The organism is Rudanella lutea DSM 19387 (genome assembly GCF_000383955.1).
In the GTDB taxonomy this organism is placed as follows: domain Bacteria; phylum Bacteroidota; class Bacteroidia; order Cytophagales; family Spirosomataceae; genus Rudanella; species Rudanella lutea.
On record NZ_KB913013.1, the window covers coordinates 5,854,136 to 5,871,008 of the forward strand.

Annotated in this window: 10 protein-coding genes and 2 pseudogenes; 8 read left to right on the top strand and 4 right to left on the bottom strand. The window is 49.7% G+C overall.

Annotated features, from left to right (window positions below):
- Positions 1 to 17 precede the first annotated feature (17 nt).
- Positions 18 to 617, bottom strand: coding sequence for a TetR/AcrR family transcriptional regulator (locus RUDLU_RS28955; RefSeq protein WP_019991010.1), 600 nt, complete (start codon positions 615 to 617; stop codon positions 18 to 20).
- Between the two features lie 131 nt (positions 618 to 748).
- Between RUDLU_RS28955 and RUDLU_RS0124085 the strand changes: the two genes are divergently transcribed.
- Positions 749 to 1,426 (top strand): endonuclease III domain-containing protein, encoded by a 678-nt coding sequence (locus tag RUDLU_RS0124085; protein ID WP_019991011.1) that lies wholly within the window; start codon positions 749 to 751, stop codon positions 1,424 to 1,426.
- 58 nt (positions 1,427 to 1,484) lie between these two features.
- Complete coding sequence (locus tag RUDLU_RS29405; protein ID WP_245581714.1) at positions 1,485 to 2,486, top strand: deoxyribodipyrimidine photo-lyase; 1,002 nt, start codon at positions 1,485 to 1,487, stop codon at positions 2,484 to 2,486.
- On the opposite strand, the pseudogene RUDLU_RS28095 reads toward RUDLU_RS29405, so the two are convergent.
- A pseudogene (locus RUDLU_RS28095) lies at positions 2,375 to 4,663 on the bottom strand (Tn3 family transposase); the annotation flags it as partial. The gene RUDLU_RS29405 and the pseudogene RUDLU_RS28095 sit on opposite strands and share 112 nt — an antisense overlap.
- An 81-nt stretch (positions 4,664 to 4,744) precedes the next feature.
- On the opposite strand from RUDLU_RS28095, the pseudogene RUDLU_RS30640 reads away from it, so the two are divergent.
- Positions 4,745 to 5,978, top strand: a pseudogene (locus tag RUDLU_RS30640) (IS256 family transposase).
- Between the two features lie 24 nt (positions 5,979 to 6,002).
- Here the strand turns inward: RUDLU_RS30640 and RUDLU_RS28105 are convergent.
- Both RUDLU_RS28105 and RUDLU_RS0124110 read right to left on the bottom strand, forming a co-directional pair.
- Positions 6,003 to 7,739: a DNA methyltransferase gene (locus tag RUDLU_RS28105; protein WP_019991015.1), complete on the bottom strand. Its 1,737-nt coding sequence runs from the start codon at positions 7,737 to 7,739 to the stop codon at positions 6,003 to 6,005.
- A gap of 100 nt (positions 7,740 to 7,839) precedes the next feature.
- Positions 7,840 to 10,761, bottom strand: a complete 2,922-nt coding sequence (locus RUDLU_RS0124110; RefSeq protein ID WP_019991016.1) for an SNF2-related protein — start codon at positions 10,759 to 10,761, stop codon at positions 7,840 to 7,842.
- A gap of 301 nt (positions 10,762 to 11,062) precedes the next feature.
- Between RUDLU_RS0124110 and RUDLU_RS0124115 the strand changes: the two genes are divergently transcribed.
- The 5 genes from RUDLU_RS0124115 (at position 11,063) to RUDLU_RS0124135 (ending at position 16,825) form a co-directional block, all read left to right on the top strand.
- Positions 11,063 to 11,998 (top strand): ArdC family protein, encoded by a 936-nt coding sequence (locus tag RUDLU_RS0124115; RefSeq protein ID WP_019991017.1) that lies wholly within the window; start codon positions 11,063 to 11,065, stop codon positions 11,996 to 11,998.
- A 311-nt stretch (positions 11,999 to 12,309) separates the two neighbouring features.
- Entirely contained in the window at positions 12,310 to 12,753 is a 444-nt protein-coding gene (locus RUDLU_RS0124120; RefSeq protein WP_027303347.1) for a hypothetical protein, read from the top strand.
- Positions 12,754 to 13,034: 281 nt separating this feature from the next.
- Entirely contained in the window at positions 13,035 to 13,562 is a 528-nt protein-coding gene (locus RUDLU_RS0124125; protein ID WP_245581715.1) for a hypothetical protein, read from the top strand.
- Between the two features lie 76 nt (positions 13,563 to 13,638).
- Entirely contained in the window at positions 13,639 to 14,829 is a 1,191-nt protein-coding gene (locus RUDLU_RS0124130) for a DUF5712 family protein (RefSeq protein ID WP_019991020.1), read from the top strand.
- Between the two features lie 73 nt (positions 14,830 to 14,902).
- Positions 14,903 to 16,825, top strand: coding sequence for a type IV secretory system conjugative DNA transfer family protein (locus RUDLU_RS0124135; protein ID WP_019991021.1), 1,923 nt, complete (start codon positions 14,903 to 14,905; stop codon positions 16,823 to 16,825).
- Positions 16,826 to 16,873 lie beyond the last annotated feature (48 nt).

The following is a 16,873-nucleotide window of genomic DNA, read 5'->3' on the forward strand; positions in this document are numbered from 1 at the left end:
TGTTGAATGTAGTTACGCTAAGTCCTTTTTTCCAGACCGCTGACAAATAGTAGTTGTAGTAACGAATGCACTGAAACTACATCGGAGGTTTCGGGCTGTGCTGTTAGGTCGTTTGCAATTCCATGCAGCGCACTGACCATCATATTGGCCATCAGCTCAATCTGCATATCAGTCAAAGGCTCGAATTCGCCGTTGGCTACGCCGAAGCGGATAATGCCAGTTAAGTGGGCAATTTCTGGTGGGTCAGTGTGCAGGCGCATCTTGGCCAGCAGTTCAGGATAGCCCTCCCGCGTCATGGTCAAAAATTCGGTAGCCTTAGCGTGACGGAAATCAAACTTTATACGAAAATATGCCCGTAGCTGGTCGGCGGCTGTCGGGTGATTGGGCAAATCGCTGATCAGTTCGTGCAGGTATAGCTTGATTTCTCCCTCGGCGATGGTGGAAAAGATTTCCTCTTTGTCCTTGAAATACAAGTATAGTGTGCTGCGACTCTTGCCCACCGCCCGGGCGATATCGTCCATCACCAGTTTGTTATATCCAAACAGCTTGAACAGTTTGGTCGCCTGCTCCAAAATGACCGTGCGCAGGTTGGGTTCTTTCACATCAGGTTTAGCCATTATATGCAATGATTAGTCGAAGATACTGCCGGTTCGACGGTTCATGATAGACAAAACAAAATATATAACACACTGACAAAACAAATAAAAGTGTCAGTGTGTTATATATTTAGATAAAAATCAATAGTTATATGAAATCCGATCAACTTACAGAAGCTTACCAAATTCTGAGCCATACTTACACAACCTTCGATCAAACCGACGATGAGTGGATGACTAATGGACTCTCAGACACACCTTTCCGGAGTTTAGTATCGGTGGCATTATCGACTATGACGACCTCGAAACGGACTATTAAAGCGGCTTTAGCACTTTATGAGACGGTACATACGTTCGAGCAGCTACGCGATATGGATGAGCAGGAACTGGTTCACCGCATCCAGTCGGTGGCTCACTACAACCGGAAAGCGAAAAATCTGAAAACGATGGCTGCTCAAATCATCGACCAGTACCACGGACAGATTCCTCAAACGAAGGAGGAGTTGCTGACCTTGAGCGGCATTGGTCGTAAGTGCGCTGACATCATGCTGAATTTTGTGTTTGAGCAGCCAGCCATCGCCGTCGATACGCACGTATTTCGGGTTGTCAATCGGCTGGGCATGGTAAAGGCCACCACTGCCAACGCCACAGCCGATCAACTCAACCAGATTACGCCCGCTGAGTTCAAACGCCACGCCCACGAATGGCTGATTCAACACGGCATGAAAGTATGCGTAGCCCGCAAGCCCCACTGCGAGGAATGCCCACTAACCCATCTGTGCGAATACTACCAAGAACATGTTTTGAAAGGACTGACACAGGCGGCCTGAGGTGCATTGCCGTTCTTCCGCTCAACCTGCTTTCTGTTCTCAGCAGCCCGTATCAGTCATGAATAAGCCCTCCGGTATCAATGTCCTCTGGTTCAAGCGTGACCTACGTTTACGTGACCACGAGCCGCTGAAAGCTGCCATCGAAGCCGGTCAGCAATCGGGCCGACCGCTATTGCTGTTATACTGTTTCGAGCCGTCGGTCATGGCAGACCCAAATTACGCCATGCGGCACTGGCGGTTTGTCTATGAATCGCTGACAGATCTAAACGGGCAATTGATGGACCTGCCCATAACCTATACTGCTCCCGTTTATCTGTTTCAGCGAGAGGTGATCGACGTGCTGACCGCCTTACATCGTCAGTTTACCATTCATACCCTGTATTCTCACCAGGAAACCGGCCTGCGGATCACCTATGACCGCGATAAGATAGTAGCTCGTTTCTGCCAGCAGCATAGGTTAGACTGGCGGGAGTATGAGAGCAATGCGGTCCGGCGGGGGCTAAAAACCGGTGTAGGCGTTCAGGCAAATTGGGACCGAACCATGCAGCAGTGCCAGCAACAGCCTGACCTTACTCGCTGGCAACCGGTTCGGCTACTCGCCAATTGGTACGAAGTCGAGCGGGGGCCTGCCCTGCCTGATGACTGGCAGCAGACCGACCCCCAGTTTCAGCCTGGCGGAGAACGTAACGCCCACCGTTATATGACCAGTTTCTTTGCCCAACGGATTGCTCAGTACGAAAACTCCATTTCCAAACCGCTGGAGAGTCGGCGGGGTGGGAGCCGCCTGTCGCCTTATCTGGCCTGGGGCTGTCTAAGCGCAAGACAGGTATATGAGGTTCTTCTTACAAATAGCCGGAAAACGGCGTTAGTAAACTATGTATTTAGTTTTGGCTTTCTCAAAGGCCGTAAGCCATTGACTCCAAGATCCGGGTTTGTGTTGAAGGAGTATTTTCCCAACCGGTTGATATGGGCAAATGGAGCAGGAGAGATAAATTCAAAGTCATTTTCATCTATCGGATATCCTTCCTGGTGTAATTCTTTGATAATTTCTTGTATATAAACCGTGTTCCATACCAGGACAATATTGGTGATCAGGTTCAAGCTCCTGACCACTTTTTGCTGTTGTTCTTCTTGTTTTCTGCGTACAATCCCATCGCCGCCAAACCAAAGATAAAGTCTTAGGTTGTGCAGCTGCTCTCCTTTGATCAGCTGTGTGTTGATCTTTCTACGTAAAGGCATGCTAAGCAGGTATTTAAGGATAAAAATGGTTTTTACCAGCTGGCCATAAGCCTGCAAAACATACATCAGGTTATTTTGGCGCGGGTACGATTGAAGCTTAGAGATTAGCAATGAAGCGGTTACACGCCCTGATTTAATGGAAGCTGCGACTTTGAGAAGTTCGTCAAAATGTTGTTTGAGATAATCAGGATTAACACGACCGGTGAATTTCAAAGCAGGGTATTCCCATTCCCGATCCTTGATTTTACACAGCCGCTGATCTTTTATGTCCCGGATCCTTGGACAAAAATCCATACCCAGCAGATCAAACAGCGCAAAGATTAGGTCCGAATATCCTGACGTATCGGTTGTATGTTCGAGTATTGTCAAATCGGTTTCATTGCCTATAATTTCATCAAGTACGTAAGTGGCGTCCCTTTCGGTGGACGAAATGCTCCGGCTGCCATACTGGCTATATTGATCCGAGGTATGTGTATAAAAGGTAATTCCCTTACCGTAACCAAAATAATTGGGGAGCGCCTTCGCATTCCGGATTTTCCCGCTGGTCGGGAACCGCTGCCCGTCCGAGGATGAAAGTGTGCCCCCGCCCCAATAGCCGCTCAACCATTGTTGATAATGAAAGTTAACAAGTGCATCGTTGGCTTTTTTAAGATTCTCTTCTGAGAGATAGTTATTGCTTGTCCACCAAAGCGTTTGATAATCAATCTCACAAGACCTAGCCAAATCCGACAGAGGAATATTACATCCGGATGCAAAAACAGCCGCATATAAAATAGACTGGTGTTCCTGGTTACGCGGTTCATTTTCCAATCCATGAAGATGTTCGGAAAAATTTATCCATGCATCCACTTCTTTAATTATATCTGTGATGTTGACTTTCGGGAGCCGTTGATTGATTTGTTCCCGGAGTGCTTTTGCTGAAAAGGGTACATCTTCTGCCGGCAATGCAGGCACTACCAGGATGCCTTCTTCAAGCCGGATCTCTCCACCCGCATTCAAGAGCTCATCCAGCGGTTTCAACAGTGATTCCAGCTCTTGCAAGCGCTGGTCGATACGCTCGGTGGGAAGAGTTGGCATTGACATTTGATTGCAAAAATCCTGTCGTAGCAGTTCCCACTGCACATTTGAAAGAAGCAACGAGTTAAAGTCGGCATATTTTCGGGAGATATTGATAAATACATCGCCCGCACGGAGCCGGTCCCGCAAGTTGGCCAGGGCACATAATTCGTAAGGTTGGCGTTGTGGAAGGGCTTCCGGCTGTTGCTGATCGTTTTCAAAAATCAGTTTGTTCCAGGAAGGCGTTATAAAATCAATCGGCGCGTCATCAGGCAGTTTTCTTCTTTTGCCCGTTTGCAACCCGGTCAAAATATCAAGCACACCCAGAAAGCCATCTTTGGAATGGGCAATTTGAAAGTCAATGGTTTTAAGAAGGTTAGGGGTGAATTGTTTTAAGGTTGTATAGTAGTTGTTCAGATAGTATAAGTAAGTTTGCCTGGCTGGGCGAAGAGCAGCCCCGGTTACCAGTAATGCCTCCCTGAGCATTTCCTTTGGATATATTTCAAAAATACAGGTACGGAGCTGATCGTCTGTAATGGTGTCATTGATGATAATACTAACAGTCTGGGACAGGGTTTTCATCGCCTCGTTCTGTGATTTGAACAAGGTCTGCTGATATGTGTCGAGTTGCTTTTTTGATCCGTTGACAATGTGCTCCCAATAATCATCAAACATTTCCAACACCTTGTCATTGGTATCTATCAGGCTCTCATACAGGAAGCAAATTAAAATCGGGTACCGCCTTGTAGCGTTCATCCGCTGTAGATACTTGTTAGAAACATTCCTGGCTATTTGGGCCAGCCTTTTTCTGCGGTTTAGGCTTATTACCGATAAGTCCCATTCATGGACGTTTAATGATTTTAAAAAATTGATCTTTTCCAACGTCTGGTTAATAGCCCTGGGCGTATTGCTGGTGGGGACTTGGCAAAGCCAACGGTGCAAAGTGATGGAGACTGCTTTTTAAACTGTGTCAAGATTGGGTTTGAATAGAAGGGAAGAAAACAATTTCCTAATTTCCTACTCATGACTGACTCCTTCGACTACGAAGCCTTCAAAAAAGCGGCCATCAAGGGCCTTTATGATGGCAAGCCCCTTACCGGCCAGGACGGCCTGTTCGCTCCCTTACTCAAGCACTTTTTAGAATCAGCTTTGGACGGGGAAATGGAGAACCACTTAGCCGAGTCACGCCCCCAAGCCAACCGACGCAACGGCAAAACCACCAAGACAGTTAAGAGTAGCGCAGGGCTACTGGAGCTGACCACGCCCCGTGATCGAGCGGGCAGCTATCAACCGCAACTCGTCCCCAAGCGCCAAGTGGTACTCACTGATCAGTTGGAAGCTAAAATTCTTTCGCTCTATGGGCGCGGCTGTAGCTACGCCGACATCAGTCAGCATCTCCAGGAGATGTATGGTTACTCACTCTCTGATAGTGAGCTAACCAGCATTACCGATAAGGTTTTGCCCGCCATGCGGGACTGGCAAAACCGGCCCCTGGCGAGTTTGTATGTATTGATGTGGCCGCTTCGGCGGTCCGATGGATGGCATCTATTACAAGGTTCGTCAGGAGGGTAAAGTGGTCACGCGTGTGTTGTACAGCGTGATCGGGCTGACGCTATCAGGTCGTAAACAGGTACTGGGCATTTATACAGCCGAGAGCGAATCGGCCCGCTTCTGGCTAACAGTGCTGACGGACTTAAAACAACGAGGGGTAGAAGACATTCTGATTAGTTGTGTGGATGGGCTCAAAGGCTTTGATACGGCTATCAACACGGTTTTCCCCCGCACAACGGTCCAGTTATGCATTGTGCATCAGTTACGTAATTCGTTCCGCTTTATTCCTGATAAGCATCTGAAAGAGTTTGTCAAGGCCATCAAAACCGTTTATCAGGCTCCTACTGCCGAGCAGGGCTGGGAGAATCTACAATGGATGCAAGAGCAGTGGGGCAGTAGGTACCCGCAAGCACTGGCAGGCTGGGTGAGCAACTGGTCGTTGCTATCCTCGTTTTACGATTACCCCGCCAGCCTTCGCAAGGTGGTCTATACCACCAACACGGTGGAAGCTTACCATCGCCAGCTCCGCAAGGTGACCAAGACGAAGGGAGCTTTTGCTTCTGACGTAGCTTTGCAAAAGCTGGTGTATCTGGTGATTCAGAATCTGGAAACAAAGTGGGAAACAAAAACCTACAACTGGAAGGAGGTCATCAACGACCTGACAAGTATCTTTGAAGAACGCATCAAACCGCATCGCTTCGACTAAAGCCCGCCTGACACAGTTTAAAAATCACTCCCCTGATTTTGCGAAAAAAGCTGCATACTCATGATTCACAGCAAACCCCTTTACAGTGGAGCGCCCCGAAGGATTATTTCTAATGAGAGCAGTTGCCAAGTAATTTTCTTCCCCAAACACTTCTCCCAACATGTACTGAAGCCGATGATACTCGTAATCATCAATTGTTATACAAAAAATTGCTTGCTCACTCATCAAGTGCTTAGACTGTTCCACTCTGTCGACAATCATTGACAACCACGACGAATGTTTAAACTCGTTTTTGTACATTATTTCGCTCGCTGCAGCATTATATGGTGGGTCAACATATACGCATCTTATCTGTTCGTAATAGCGCTCCTGTAGGAAACGTAATGCTTGAAAGTTTTCAGAATTTATAATCAACCCATCTATATGTTTTTCAAAATCGGTTATTTCTACAATGAGTTTTGACTTGAACTCCTCCGTAAAGAAGCCCGTATCAAGTACAAGGTATTGATGCTGTTTTAGAAAGTCTATAGTTAGAGGACGACTGTAACCCACACCAACCACAACATCTGGAGGTAGTTCATCAATGGCAAACAAACGTACCCACTCGTCGGCCTGCGCTTCGTTCTGCGCTATTTCGTCATAGAACGATTCAGGTACTCGGTCGAGCGTGATGCAGTATTGACTGTCTACTACCAGCTTCTTTTTCAGCCACAGCCGCTTCTGAAAGTCTTCTAACTGGGCCAGAAACTGAATTACCTTCTCGCCAATCTGCCGCAAGGCCCGCACCTTGGCTAACTGCGCTAACACCTGCCGGTCGTCCACGGTGTCGAGGTCGTCCAGAAACAACACCTCGTTTTTGATGTAAAAGTCCAGTTCCCGGCGCAGAAACCCGCCGAGGTCTTTGTGGATGAAGTAGTCGAAGGTATTGCGGGCCGTGTAGTCGCGCAGGTGCTTTTCCAGCAGGGTCCGGTTCTTGTTCTTTTCGGTAGGGCTAAGGGCCAATAGGGCCAGAAAATCGGCCGGGATCAGGGGCTTCAGTTGGTCGGTGGCTTCGGTCAGCAGCTCGTCCTGTTTGCGTTTCTTGTCGGTCGGTTCGTAGGTAAAATAGATGTGCAGCGTATCGCCGATTACTTCGAGTGGCCGGTCGTGGCAGAGGGCAAACCGGCGTTCTTTGTCGCCCTGAGCCTTGTTGTTGTTCTGCTCGGTACTGGCCTCCAGCAGGTCGAACGATACGTGGTGGGTGTCGTCGAGCCGGAACCGGTAGTGTTTCAGGTACTCGGCGGTTTTGATGTAGTACTGATCGGCGTTGGCCCAATGCAGCTTCACTTCCTCGCCCTCGTAGGGAATGGCGTACACATCGCGCTTGTACCGGCGCATGGAAATGAAATCGCCGTTGTCGAAGTACCGTTTGAAGAATTGGGCCAGTCCCGAAAACACGTCGTTTTCCAGCGCCGTCAGGTCGGGAATATCGGCCAGTTGCGCCCGTAGTTCCTTCACTTTCGGCACCGCGTCCGGCTCTATGCCAAGGGCCTGAGCCTGCTTTACGGCATCGTCAAGCCCTTTTTCGAGGGCCTTGCGGTCGCCGGAGCCGTTTTGGGCCAGAATCGTTTTTACCTGGGGTACTAAGTCCTGTTGAAGAAACTGCGTAATATCGGCGCGTTTCTGGTTCATGATCCGATAGATGCCAAAGTCGAGTTCAGCCTTATCGAGCATGAATACTTCCTTCAGAACAGTAATTAGTTTATCGTAATTGGTCGTCATTATTCAAATGATAGCTGACAGTCACAACTGCCGAAGCGTCGGGCCGACGTTTCGCCGGGCCGGCGATGCGTAACAAATCGGCAAAAGTGCTAAAAAAAGATTAACAAAGCGTCCAGCGGACCGTAAAGAGTCGGGTGCTGGTAAGCTGATTTTTCATCCGGTATTCGATCTGGCTAATCAGGGCGTCGCGCTGCTGCTCAATCTCGTCTTCAACGCTAAAAATCTGCTGCCGCAATTTCTTCTGGGTGCCTGTCAGTTGGTTTAGTTCTTTCTGGATGGCCAGTTGCTCGGCTGGGTTGGTGGTTTTGCGGCTCAGGCGGTTCAGGTCCCCAATCCGGGCTTTCACGTCGCGGATATCCTGCTCGGCGGAGCGGATGCGGTCGTCAGCCCATTTGTTCAGTTTCTGCGTTTCCTGTAGCAGCCAGCCCGCGTTTTTGGCTTCGCACCGCTCGACCCACTCCCGTTGGCTGCTCGTTTCCAGATCGGCCAGTGTTTCAGCCGCTTCGTTGGGCACCACGGTGGGTAGGGCCGTGGCTGGCAAGGTCAGCAGCCGGGCGCACAGGTCGGCATCGAGCACCTGAGCCTCTTCGGCAAAGGCCGTCAGCAAGATGTTTTCCTGCGTCTCGAACGAGTCGAATGTAAGCACGGTAGCCGCCAGCCAGCCCGATTGTCCCAGTAGCGGTTCAAGCGCACTAATCTTGACAGACGTTTGCGAATAGTTGAAGGTCAGGTGCTGCGTAGGCGCATGGGTTTGTCGGCCCTGCTGCAAGACCCATTGCGTTAGCGGATGGCCTGTTCGGTACACGTGCGCGTCGGTCACGTTTTTACCAAGCTGGTAGCGGCCCAGCGGGGTGCCGCCCAACGGGGTGCCGCCCAGCCGTTCGTCGGTATGGCCAACAGGCCGACGCCGTAAGGTAAACGAACAGGTATCGGGGTCAAAGTCGGCATAATCGCGCAGTACGTAACGGGTCAGCTCATACAGGTTCTTCTCGTAGCGATTCAGCCGGGCTTTACTGTCGAGCAGGCTCATGCGTAGCTTCTCGGTCACTTCCTGATCAAAGTTTTCCAGCAGTTTGTGTTTGGTCTGTTGCAGTTCGGTTCTGATCTGATCGTCCAGTTCCCGCTGAAGGGCATCGAACGATGTCTGAATCTGTTCGGGCGTTCGGCACTCCTGGTAGATCTGCGCAATCCGTTTCTCAAAATCGATGCCGCTCTCAATACTGCCCAGCACCTCGTCTGATGCGCCAAACACCCCATTGAACAGCTTGAACTTCTGATCCAGCAGTTCGTAGATCCTTACGTCGGCCGCGTTGGCTTTGTTAAGGAAGTTAACGACGACCACATCATGCTTCTGTCCGTAGCGGTGGCAGCGGCCAATTCGTTGCTCAATACGCTGTGGGTTCCAGGGCATATCGTAATTGACGACTAATGAACAGAACTGTAGGTTAATGCCCTCGGCCGCGGCTTCGGTCGCAATCATGACTGTAGCTTGTTCTCTGAAGCAGTCCACGAGCGCGGCCCGCATGTCGGCCGTTTTTGAGCCAGTAAACCGGTCCGTTCCTTCGTGTCGCTTCAGCCAGTTTCGGTAAATCCGCTGTGACTGGGCATCGGCATTGGAGCCGTTAAACAGGATGACGGCGGGTGCGTCGGGCGTGCCGGCGTAGCCCCGGCTTTCGAGCAGGGTTTTCAGGTAAAGCTGCGTGCGGGTGCTCTCGGTGAAGATGATGGCTTTACGCGGTGCTGTCATGCCGTTGGTCTCCCGTCGGGTGGCTTCCTCAAACCCTTTTTCGAGCGCGAGTATCAGCTTCTCCCCTTTCGAGTTAGCTTCGATGGACTTCGCCAAGGTTTCAAACGCTCGTAGCGCGGTCAGTTCGGCCTGTACTTCTTCGCGTTGCGCTGGCGTCAGGGGTTCCTGCGGGTCTGGTTCTTCGTCGTCCCACTCATCTTTGGTTTCGTGGTAGGCTTCATAGTCTTCGGCCACCGCCGATTCAGGCAGTTCGGCATCGGCTTTCAGGCGCTGCTCCAGCCGATTGGCCAGGCCGCCGAGCGTACCCGAAATGGCAAAGCTCGAAGACGCCAGCAGCTTGCGCAGGATCAAGGTCATCAGTTGCCGCTGACTCGGTGGCAGGGCGTATAGCGTTGGCCGTTGCAGGTAATCCGTTACGGCGTCGTACAGTTTTTGTTCGGCCTCGGTTGGGTAAAACTCTTCAACTAAGGCCCGGCGCTCGGTGTAGTTGATGTATTCCAGCACCTGCCGACGCAGGGTACGTTTGCAAATGGGTTGCAGTCGTTCTTTCAGTTCGTCAAACACGGCCGGGTCGGTGTCGTCACGAACCTTTCCGTACTGTTCCCGAAAACTTTTCACATCGCCGAAGGTGTAGTCGTCGATGATGCTCACCAACCCAAACAATTCCATCAGCGAGTTTTGCAGTGGCGTAGCCGTGAGCAGTACCTTCGGAACGTCGTTCAGTGCTTCTTTTATTGCCTTGCCAATTTTGTTTCCCGACTTATAGACATTCCGCAATCGGTGGGCCTCATCGATGACGGCCAAATCCCACCGGATGCTTTCCAGATAAGCGGACTTACTACGGGCAAACTGGTAAGAGCAAATAACGATGGTATCCTGATCGAAGGGGTTAAAGCGTCTGGCCTTGACTGCTTCATTAAATGACTTTGTTTCCAGGATAATGGAAGGCAGGTAAAACTTGTCCATCAGCTCCTGACTCCATTGCTTACGCAGATTCGCCGGCACAACAATGATGACCCGGCGTTTGCGTTCGGCCCATTTCTGAGCAATCACCAAACCCGCTTCGATGGTTTTACCCAGTCCTACCTCGTCGGCCAGAATCGCCCCTTTTGACAGCGGGGACCGAAAGGCAAAAAGTGCGGCTTCAACCTGATGTGGATTCAGATCGACCCGGGCATCGGCTAGGGTTGCCGCCAGTTTGTCGATCTCATCAGATGAATTATGCTTGGTAAGGTCGAACGCTAAATAACGGGCTAAGTGTGGTGTAATGGACATTGATGAGTGCAGACAAAGGCTACAGATGTACTATTTTTTAAAGGTAAAACTACGCCAGAATTCACGACCGCTTACTTATTCCAGCAGTGGTTTTTTATTGCTGGTTAGGTCGCCACCCCTTCGGGGCCGCGACAAGAAAGCGGTCGCGCCAGGCTGAAAAGGCCCCGCGCGGAAGTTTGTTTTTTATTGAATTGAAGGGAAGAAAAAGATAGCTTATAATGCAATTTCAGTATTGTGATATTGTAAAATATCTAAATATTAACTAATTTAGTAGGGTATTCAATTGAAAAACAGCTATACTATGTGTGCAAAAGCCGATGCTAAATTTGATGTGTACGAGTTTATCAACGAGCAGATTATTACACAACTCGAAAAGGGCGTCTTGCCCTGGCGCAAGCCGTGGAAAGTAGCCATTGTAGAAGGCATGGAATACAGCGTACCCCACAACTATGCAACCAAGCGGCCTTATACAGGAGTTAACGCCTTTTTGCTCGCTCTTACGCCTTACAGAACCCCTATGTTTTTAACATTCAATCAGGTTAAGGAGAAGGGCGGTATGGTGAAGCAGGGAGCAGCCAGTTTACCTATCGTATTTTGGAAGCCCATTAAGCCGGGCCGCCGGTCGGTGAAGAATGATAAGAGTAAGGACCGCTCAGACGTTCGGGAGGATAAATTAGTGCTACGCTATTACCGGGTGTTCAATATCGAAGACACTACCTTACCGGTCGAAATCAGAGAGCCGAAGACCCAACCGGAGCCGGTCGTTATTGAAGCATGTCAGCGCATCGTCGATCAGATGCCCAACCGACCCCGGCTTGTTTACAATGACCCTTCACGTTGCTACTACAGGCCGGCATTGGACGTAGTCAATATGGCACCGGCTCAGAACTTCAAGAAGGCCGAAGATTATTACAGCGTCCTGTTTCATGAACTCGTACATGCTACCGGGCATAGTAGCCGATTGAACCGTGCCGAACTTCGCGAAATGGCTCCTTTTGGCTCGCAGACGTACAGCAAGGAGGAACTAACCGCCGAATTAGGAGCCGCTTATTTATGCGGTGTAACCGGTATTAGTTCCGTAACACTTGATAATAGTACGGCCTACATTAACGGTTGGCTGAATAAGCTACGTGGAGATAAACGGTTCTTCTTCGAGGCTGCTCAAAAGGCGCAAAAGGCAGCAAATTACATTCAGAATCTAACCCCAACCTACGAAGCGGAGAGCCAACCCGCTTAGTACCTCTCCCCTACTGCCTGCCTTTGGGTGGGCAGTAGGGGTTATCCTCTTATTGGGATGTCAGAGCATAGCCGCCCCTTTCCACAAACCTAAATGATTTGAATAATTTAAGAGGTTGATAATGGCCAGTATTATGGCATATTACAAGATTACAATATCAATCTTTTGATATACTATAATTATAAATGTCATCTTATACAATAGATCATGTAGCGTTAATCTCTAAAAATTATTGATAAACGAAGTTTAACACGGTTATTACGCAATATTGGCTCTTCTTTGCAGCACCGTTACCTTTTACTTTCTCCCTAATGCCAACGGATGCGCCACCTGCCAAGCGTAAATTGATCGACTTTGTCAACTCGTATAAACACTTGCTGACCTGCGTAGATACGTACCTACAGCAGGATTTGAACCATCCGGAAGTAGCCGCTTTTCTGGGAATCAGCCTGACAAACTATTATACGAAACGGCGGGGTGAATTACGATTTACCTATAACGATGTGCAAAAGATACTGGAGCGGTATGGCACCCCGGAAGAAATAGCTCAGTATAAAACATTTATTGAAGTTCGGGACAATATATTCAACTGTCTGCGCGAGTCACCTATTTCGTTAGCCCAATACCGGCGTATTCTGGGGCTGCAACATTATCGGGAATTGGCCCGCCGACGTGACCATCCTGATTCATGGAAGGTCGAAGATTTGGAAACTGTAGGACTCTATATGGAGTCGTTAGCCTACTGCATACCCTGACCGACTCATATCAGACCTATCCTGTTTCCTCACTTTTTCTATCTACGTTTTTAGTTTAATTTTGTTAGTCTATTTATTCGGTAGAAAAAGTTTTAATGTGCCCTGATTTGTCGATAGCAAGATAGGACATAACAACTCGCTGAATTAGAGATAATTGCGATGTAAATATGTACTTGAAAGTGTACAGCATATTTTCAATGTGTTGCAAATCAGGACGTTCTGATTTGTAATCTGTACACTTCATTGTGTAAGTATTTGATTTTGAGATGGAGCGTGAGACAGTGAAAATTGATGCGGACGTAGCCCAACGTGCTCGTGAACAAGTGAAGAAAATCAACCAACGGCTTGCCCGAAAGAAAGGCGCATCAAAACCATCTAAAGTGACCCTCGGTGAGTTCCTTAGTAAAGCCATTGACCATTACATTGAGCTTGGTTACGACCCCTCCCGCGACGAAGACAAGAACCCGTTGAAGGAAACCGTTGTGCGGACTACCGACCGGATTATCACCTACCTGCAAAGCCACGAAAAGTGGTACATGGAACCTGTGAAGCTGCACCTTCAGCGGGTTGATGCACGTTTAGAACAGCAGGATACTTTTGGCCCCAGTGGATCAGCGGAGTCAACAGCTGATCTTCAATTTATCAAAGAGATGAGTCTGTTTTCTTACCTGACCAGCGACCTCGTCCTGAATTTGCTATTTCACCAATACCGTGACAACCCTGACGCGCTTGCTGAAATTCAGGAGTGGGCAGGCCAACGCTACAAAGCTCGCTATGATGAGCTTATGGAGAAATACGAGCAAGGTTGAGATATTGTTATTGTAAAATATAGGAATACTGAAATTTTGCAATAGTAGTATGTGGAAATTTTGTAAGCATATATAAATGATTGTTCGTATTCTACCCGCCAGTAAGGGTGGTATCTATTCCAACGTGGGTTCGTCGGGCTTTCTGGTTACGTACCTCGAACATGAAGCTCGTGAAACCGGGCAAACTGATCGGGCTATTTTCTTCGACCAAGGTCGGGAAGGTATCGGCCGAGAAGAGGTGCAGCAACGTATTGACGAAAACGTCGTTGGGTTGCAGAAAGGCAAACCACACTTTCACTCGCTTGTCATCGCGCCAAGTCAAGATGAGTTACGACATTTGAACGATGACCCGAACAAACTAATCGAGTACACGCGGCAAGTGATGGAAAACTATGCCGTCAACTTTGGCGGAAAACGACACAAGCCATTGACGAGTGACAACTTGGTATGGTACGCAACCATTCACAGGAGCCGCCACTATTCCGGCCTCGACGATGCGGTACAGACGGGAGAGGCACAACCCCGACAGCGAAAGGAGGGCGAACAAACTCACGTGCATGTTATCGTGTCGGCGCGTGACCGCAGTATGAGCCGGTCGTTGCACCCCGACGCAGGAAGCAGCCGCTTCAATTACAAGACCTGGCTTGCCAAAAACCAACATGATTTTGAGCGGACGTATGATTACAAAACTAAAATCAGCGAACAGCAGCACTGGGAACGGCTCGATAAGCAAATCGCCCGAATTGACCGGGCAGGGCTTTCCCTCGACCGGGAACGGATACAACTCGTAGGTCAGCACCATGCCTACTCAGCCGATTTCTGGAAGGGCATGGGGCAGGTAGAACGGGAAGTCAGACAGGGGAAGGTATTCACAGCCAATCAAGCCTACGAGCGATTACAGGAGACCGTTGAACCGAAGCAAAAGATAAACAAGAGCAGGGTAGGAGGGGAGCAGGAACTACGTACCTACGAAGCACCCGGTCAAGGACGACCAAATCGAATTGACGAATCCACCCGCCCGGTACTACCAGCAGGAAACATACCTGCTATAGAAAAGGCAGAGGAAGTTGATAAGAATGTTACCCGACCCGAAGTCAGGACAACGCACGATAAAGCTGTGAGCAAGGCAAGCAGAAATGACAAACCGAGCCGGGTTGACTTAAGCCCGTTGCTGAAAGCACTTCGGTTTGAAAGTGTACCAGAAACCGGCGATCAGGCCCGTAACCAGGAAGATGATTACCGGCGACGCATAAAACGCCGACGTTAGGTAGTATCATAATATCAAAATGTTGTTATGCTGCAATTGTAAAATGCTGCAATAGCAACAAGGCCTACATATCATGAATCAGAATCGTAACGCTGTACTGCTACTGGCTACTGTGGCCGGTCTGTTGGCCGCAGGAGAATATTACCTGTTGTTGCACATAGCCCCGCAAGATGCCGGGTGGTACGTCAAATTGCTGAACCTCTATTCAAGGGGTGGCTGGCTGTTTCGGCTGTTGTTTGCCGCGCTGGTACCGCTGAGTTTTGCCTTGCCCGACGATACCAAAAGCTTCGGCAGCGGCCGCCCGGCGGAACTGCGCCGAGATAAACGCCCCCCGTTAAAAGTGCAACTCGGTGTGCTGGCTGGGTACGTGGTGGGCGCGCTTTTATTGGCTGTAGCGCATCGCTTTCCGTACCAATTCGCTTACATGGTGCCAGTTGGAGCCGGACTAAGTAGCTTGTTTGGTATCGGTGTTGGCCAGTGGCTCTTACGGCCGCAGCCAAAACGCCCTATCGTAGAAGACAAGAAAGCGGGTGTCGCAAAAAAAGGATTTGAGTTCCGCACTACTACAGGAGGATACATCAAAGTGCCGAATCCATTCCGGGGCGTTTTCATCACGGGTGGCCCCGGATCGGGCAAGTCGGAGTCTTTAGCTAAACCATTTATCCGGCAGGCCATCGAGCAGGACTATTGCGGCATCCTGTACGACGTAAAATTTCCTGAACTGACCAAGTACGCCTATCACTACCGGAAACAAAACCCTGATGCGACCTCGCGCTTCTGTGTGCTGAACTTTCAGGATATGAACCGGACGCACCGGCTTAATCCTATTGCGCCGGAAAACTTGTTAAGCATCACCTACGCCGAGGAATACGCGCTGGCTTTGCTGAAGAACCTTCAGGAAGAAATCATCGAGAAACAGGACTTCTGGTCACGTTCCTGCACGGCCGTGCTGACGGGCCTGATCTGGTACTTACGCAAGCACCACCCGGCTCAGTGTACCTTACCTCACGTCGTGACGCTGATCACGAAGATGCCCTACGACAAATTGATGACCCTCATCGGCAGCGACTCGGAATGTTTGAGTTACGTCATGAGTGTAATTACAGCTATTGGCAACAAGTCTGCCGATCAGCTATCGGGTGTGATCGGTACGTTACAGAACATACTGGCCAAGCTGGCCACGCCGGAGGTCTTCTGGGTGATGTCGGCCACCGACGAAGGTTTCAGTATGGACCTGAATAACCCCGAAAATCCGATCTTCCTTTGTCTGGGTGGTGACCGCGAACTGATCGACGCTCTACGGCCGCTGCTGGGGCTATACACAACGGTAGCCGTAAAGCGGATGAACCGGCAGGGCAAGCACCATTCTATTCTGCTATTGGACGAGGCCCCGACGATCTACATACCCAATTTTGAGCAAATACCGGCGACGGGTCGGAGTTCGCAAATTGCGACGGTGTATATGTGCCAGGACTTGTCGCAGGTACGTAAGTACTACGGCGAGAAAGAAAGCCAGATGATTCTGGGTACGTTGAGTAATCAGTTTTACGGAGCCGTTTCGAGTGCAGAGACGGCCAAGTACGTAAGCCAACTGATCGGTAAGCATGAGGTTATCACCCCGGAGGAAACCCGTGATAATAGCCCGGCATTCGACATCGGTAGTTTGTTCGACGCGAAGCACCAGCCGCAGCGGAACCGCCGTACCATTGCCTACCGCAAGCAGGAACGCCCTATCGTCAACCCGGAGGACTTGCACGAGTTTGATAAAGGTGAGTTCATTGGCTTCACCGTCGAGTCGAAGCAGGGCCGATTCTGGGGCCGTATTGCTCTGGAACCGGAGGTGCAGCCGGTCAAAAATCTGCCCAAGTTCTCGACACAGCACGACTTACAGACCAACATGGACAGCATTGTACTCGATTGCGCGACGATTTTGGGGTTGGAGGATACGGCGGTTGAGAAGCTGCTTTCCGCTGTCGGAACTGTTGAGACTCCTTGAAAGACAATATTGTGTCTACATGGAGTAGATGTTTTCAATCAGACTTCT

What these genes read in the sequence shown, in the direction of transcription:
- RUDLU_RS28955 (WP_019991010.1), bottom strand. Translation starts at nt 617, where the DNA reads ATGGCTAAACCTGATGTGAAAGAACCCAACCTGCGCACGGTCATTTTG.
- RUDLU_RS0124085 (WP_019991011.1), top strand. Translation starts at nt 749, where the DNA reads ATGAAATCCGATCAACTTACAGAAGCTTACCAAATTCTGAGCCATACT.
- RUDLU_RS29405 (WP_245581714.1), top strand. Translation starts at nt 1,485, where the DNA reads ATGAATAAGCCCTCCGGTATCAATGTCCTCTGGTTCAAGCGTGACCTA.
- RUDLU_RS28105 (WP_019991015.1), bottom strand. Translation starts at nt 7,739, where the DNA reads ATGACGACCAATTACGATAAACTAATTACTGTTCTGAAGGAAGTATTC.
- RUDLU_RS0124110 (WP_019991016.1), bottom strand. Translation starts at nt 10,761, where the DNA reads ATGTCCATTACACCACACTTAGCCCGTTATTTAGCGTTCGACCTTACC.
- RUDLU_RS0124115 (WP_019991017.1), top strand. Translation starts at nt 11,063, where the DNA reads ATGTGTGCAAAAGCCGATGCTAAATTTGATGTGTACGAGTTTATCAAC.
- RUDLU_RS0124120 (WP_027303347.1), top strand. Translation starts at nt 12,310, where the DNA reads ATGCCAACGGATGCGCCACCTGCCAAGCGTAAATTGATCGACTTTGTC.
- RUDLU_RS0124130 (WP_019991020.1), top strand. Translation starts at nt 13,639, where the DNA reads ATGATTGTTCGTATTCTACCCGCCAGTAAGGGTGGTATCTATTCCAAC.
- RUDLU_RS0124135 (WP_019991021.1), top strand. Translation starts at nt 14,903, where the DNA reads ATGAATCAGAATCGTAACGCTGTACTGCTACTGGCTACTGTGGCCGGT.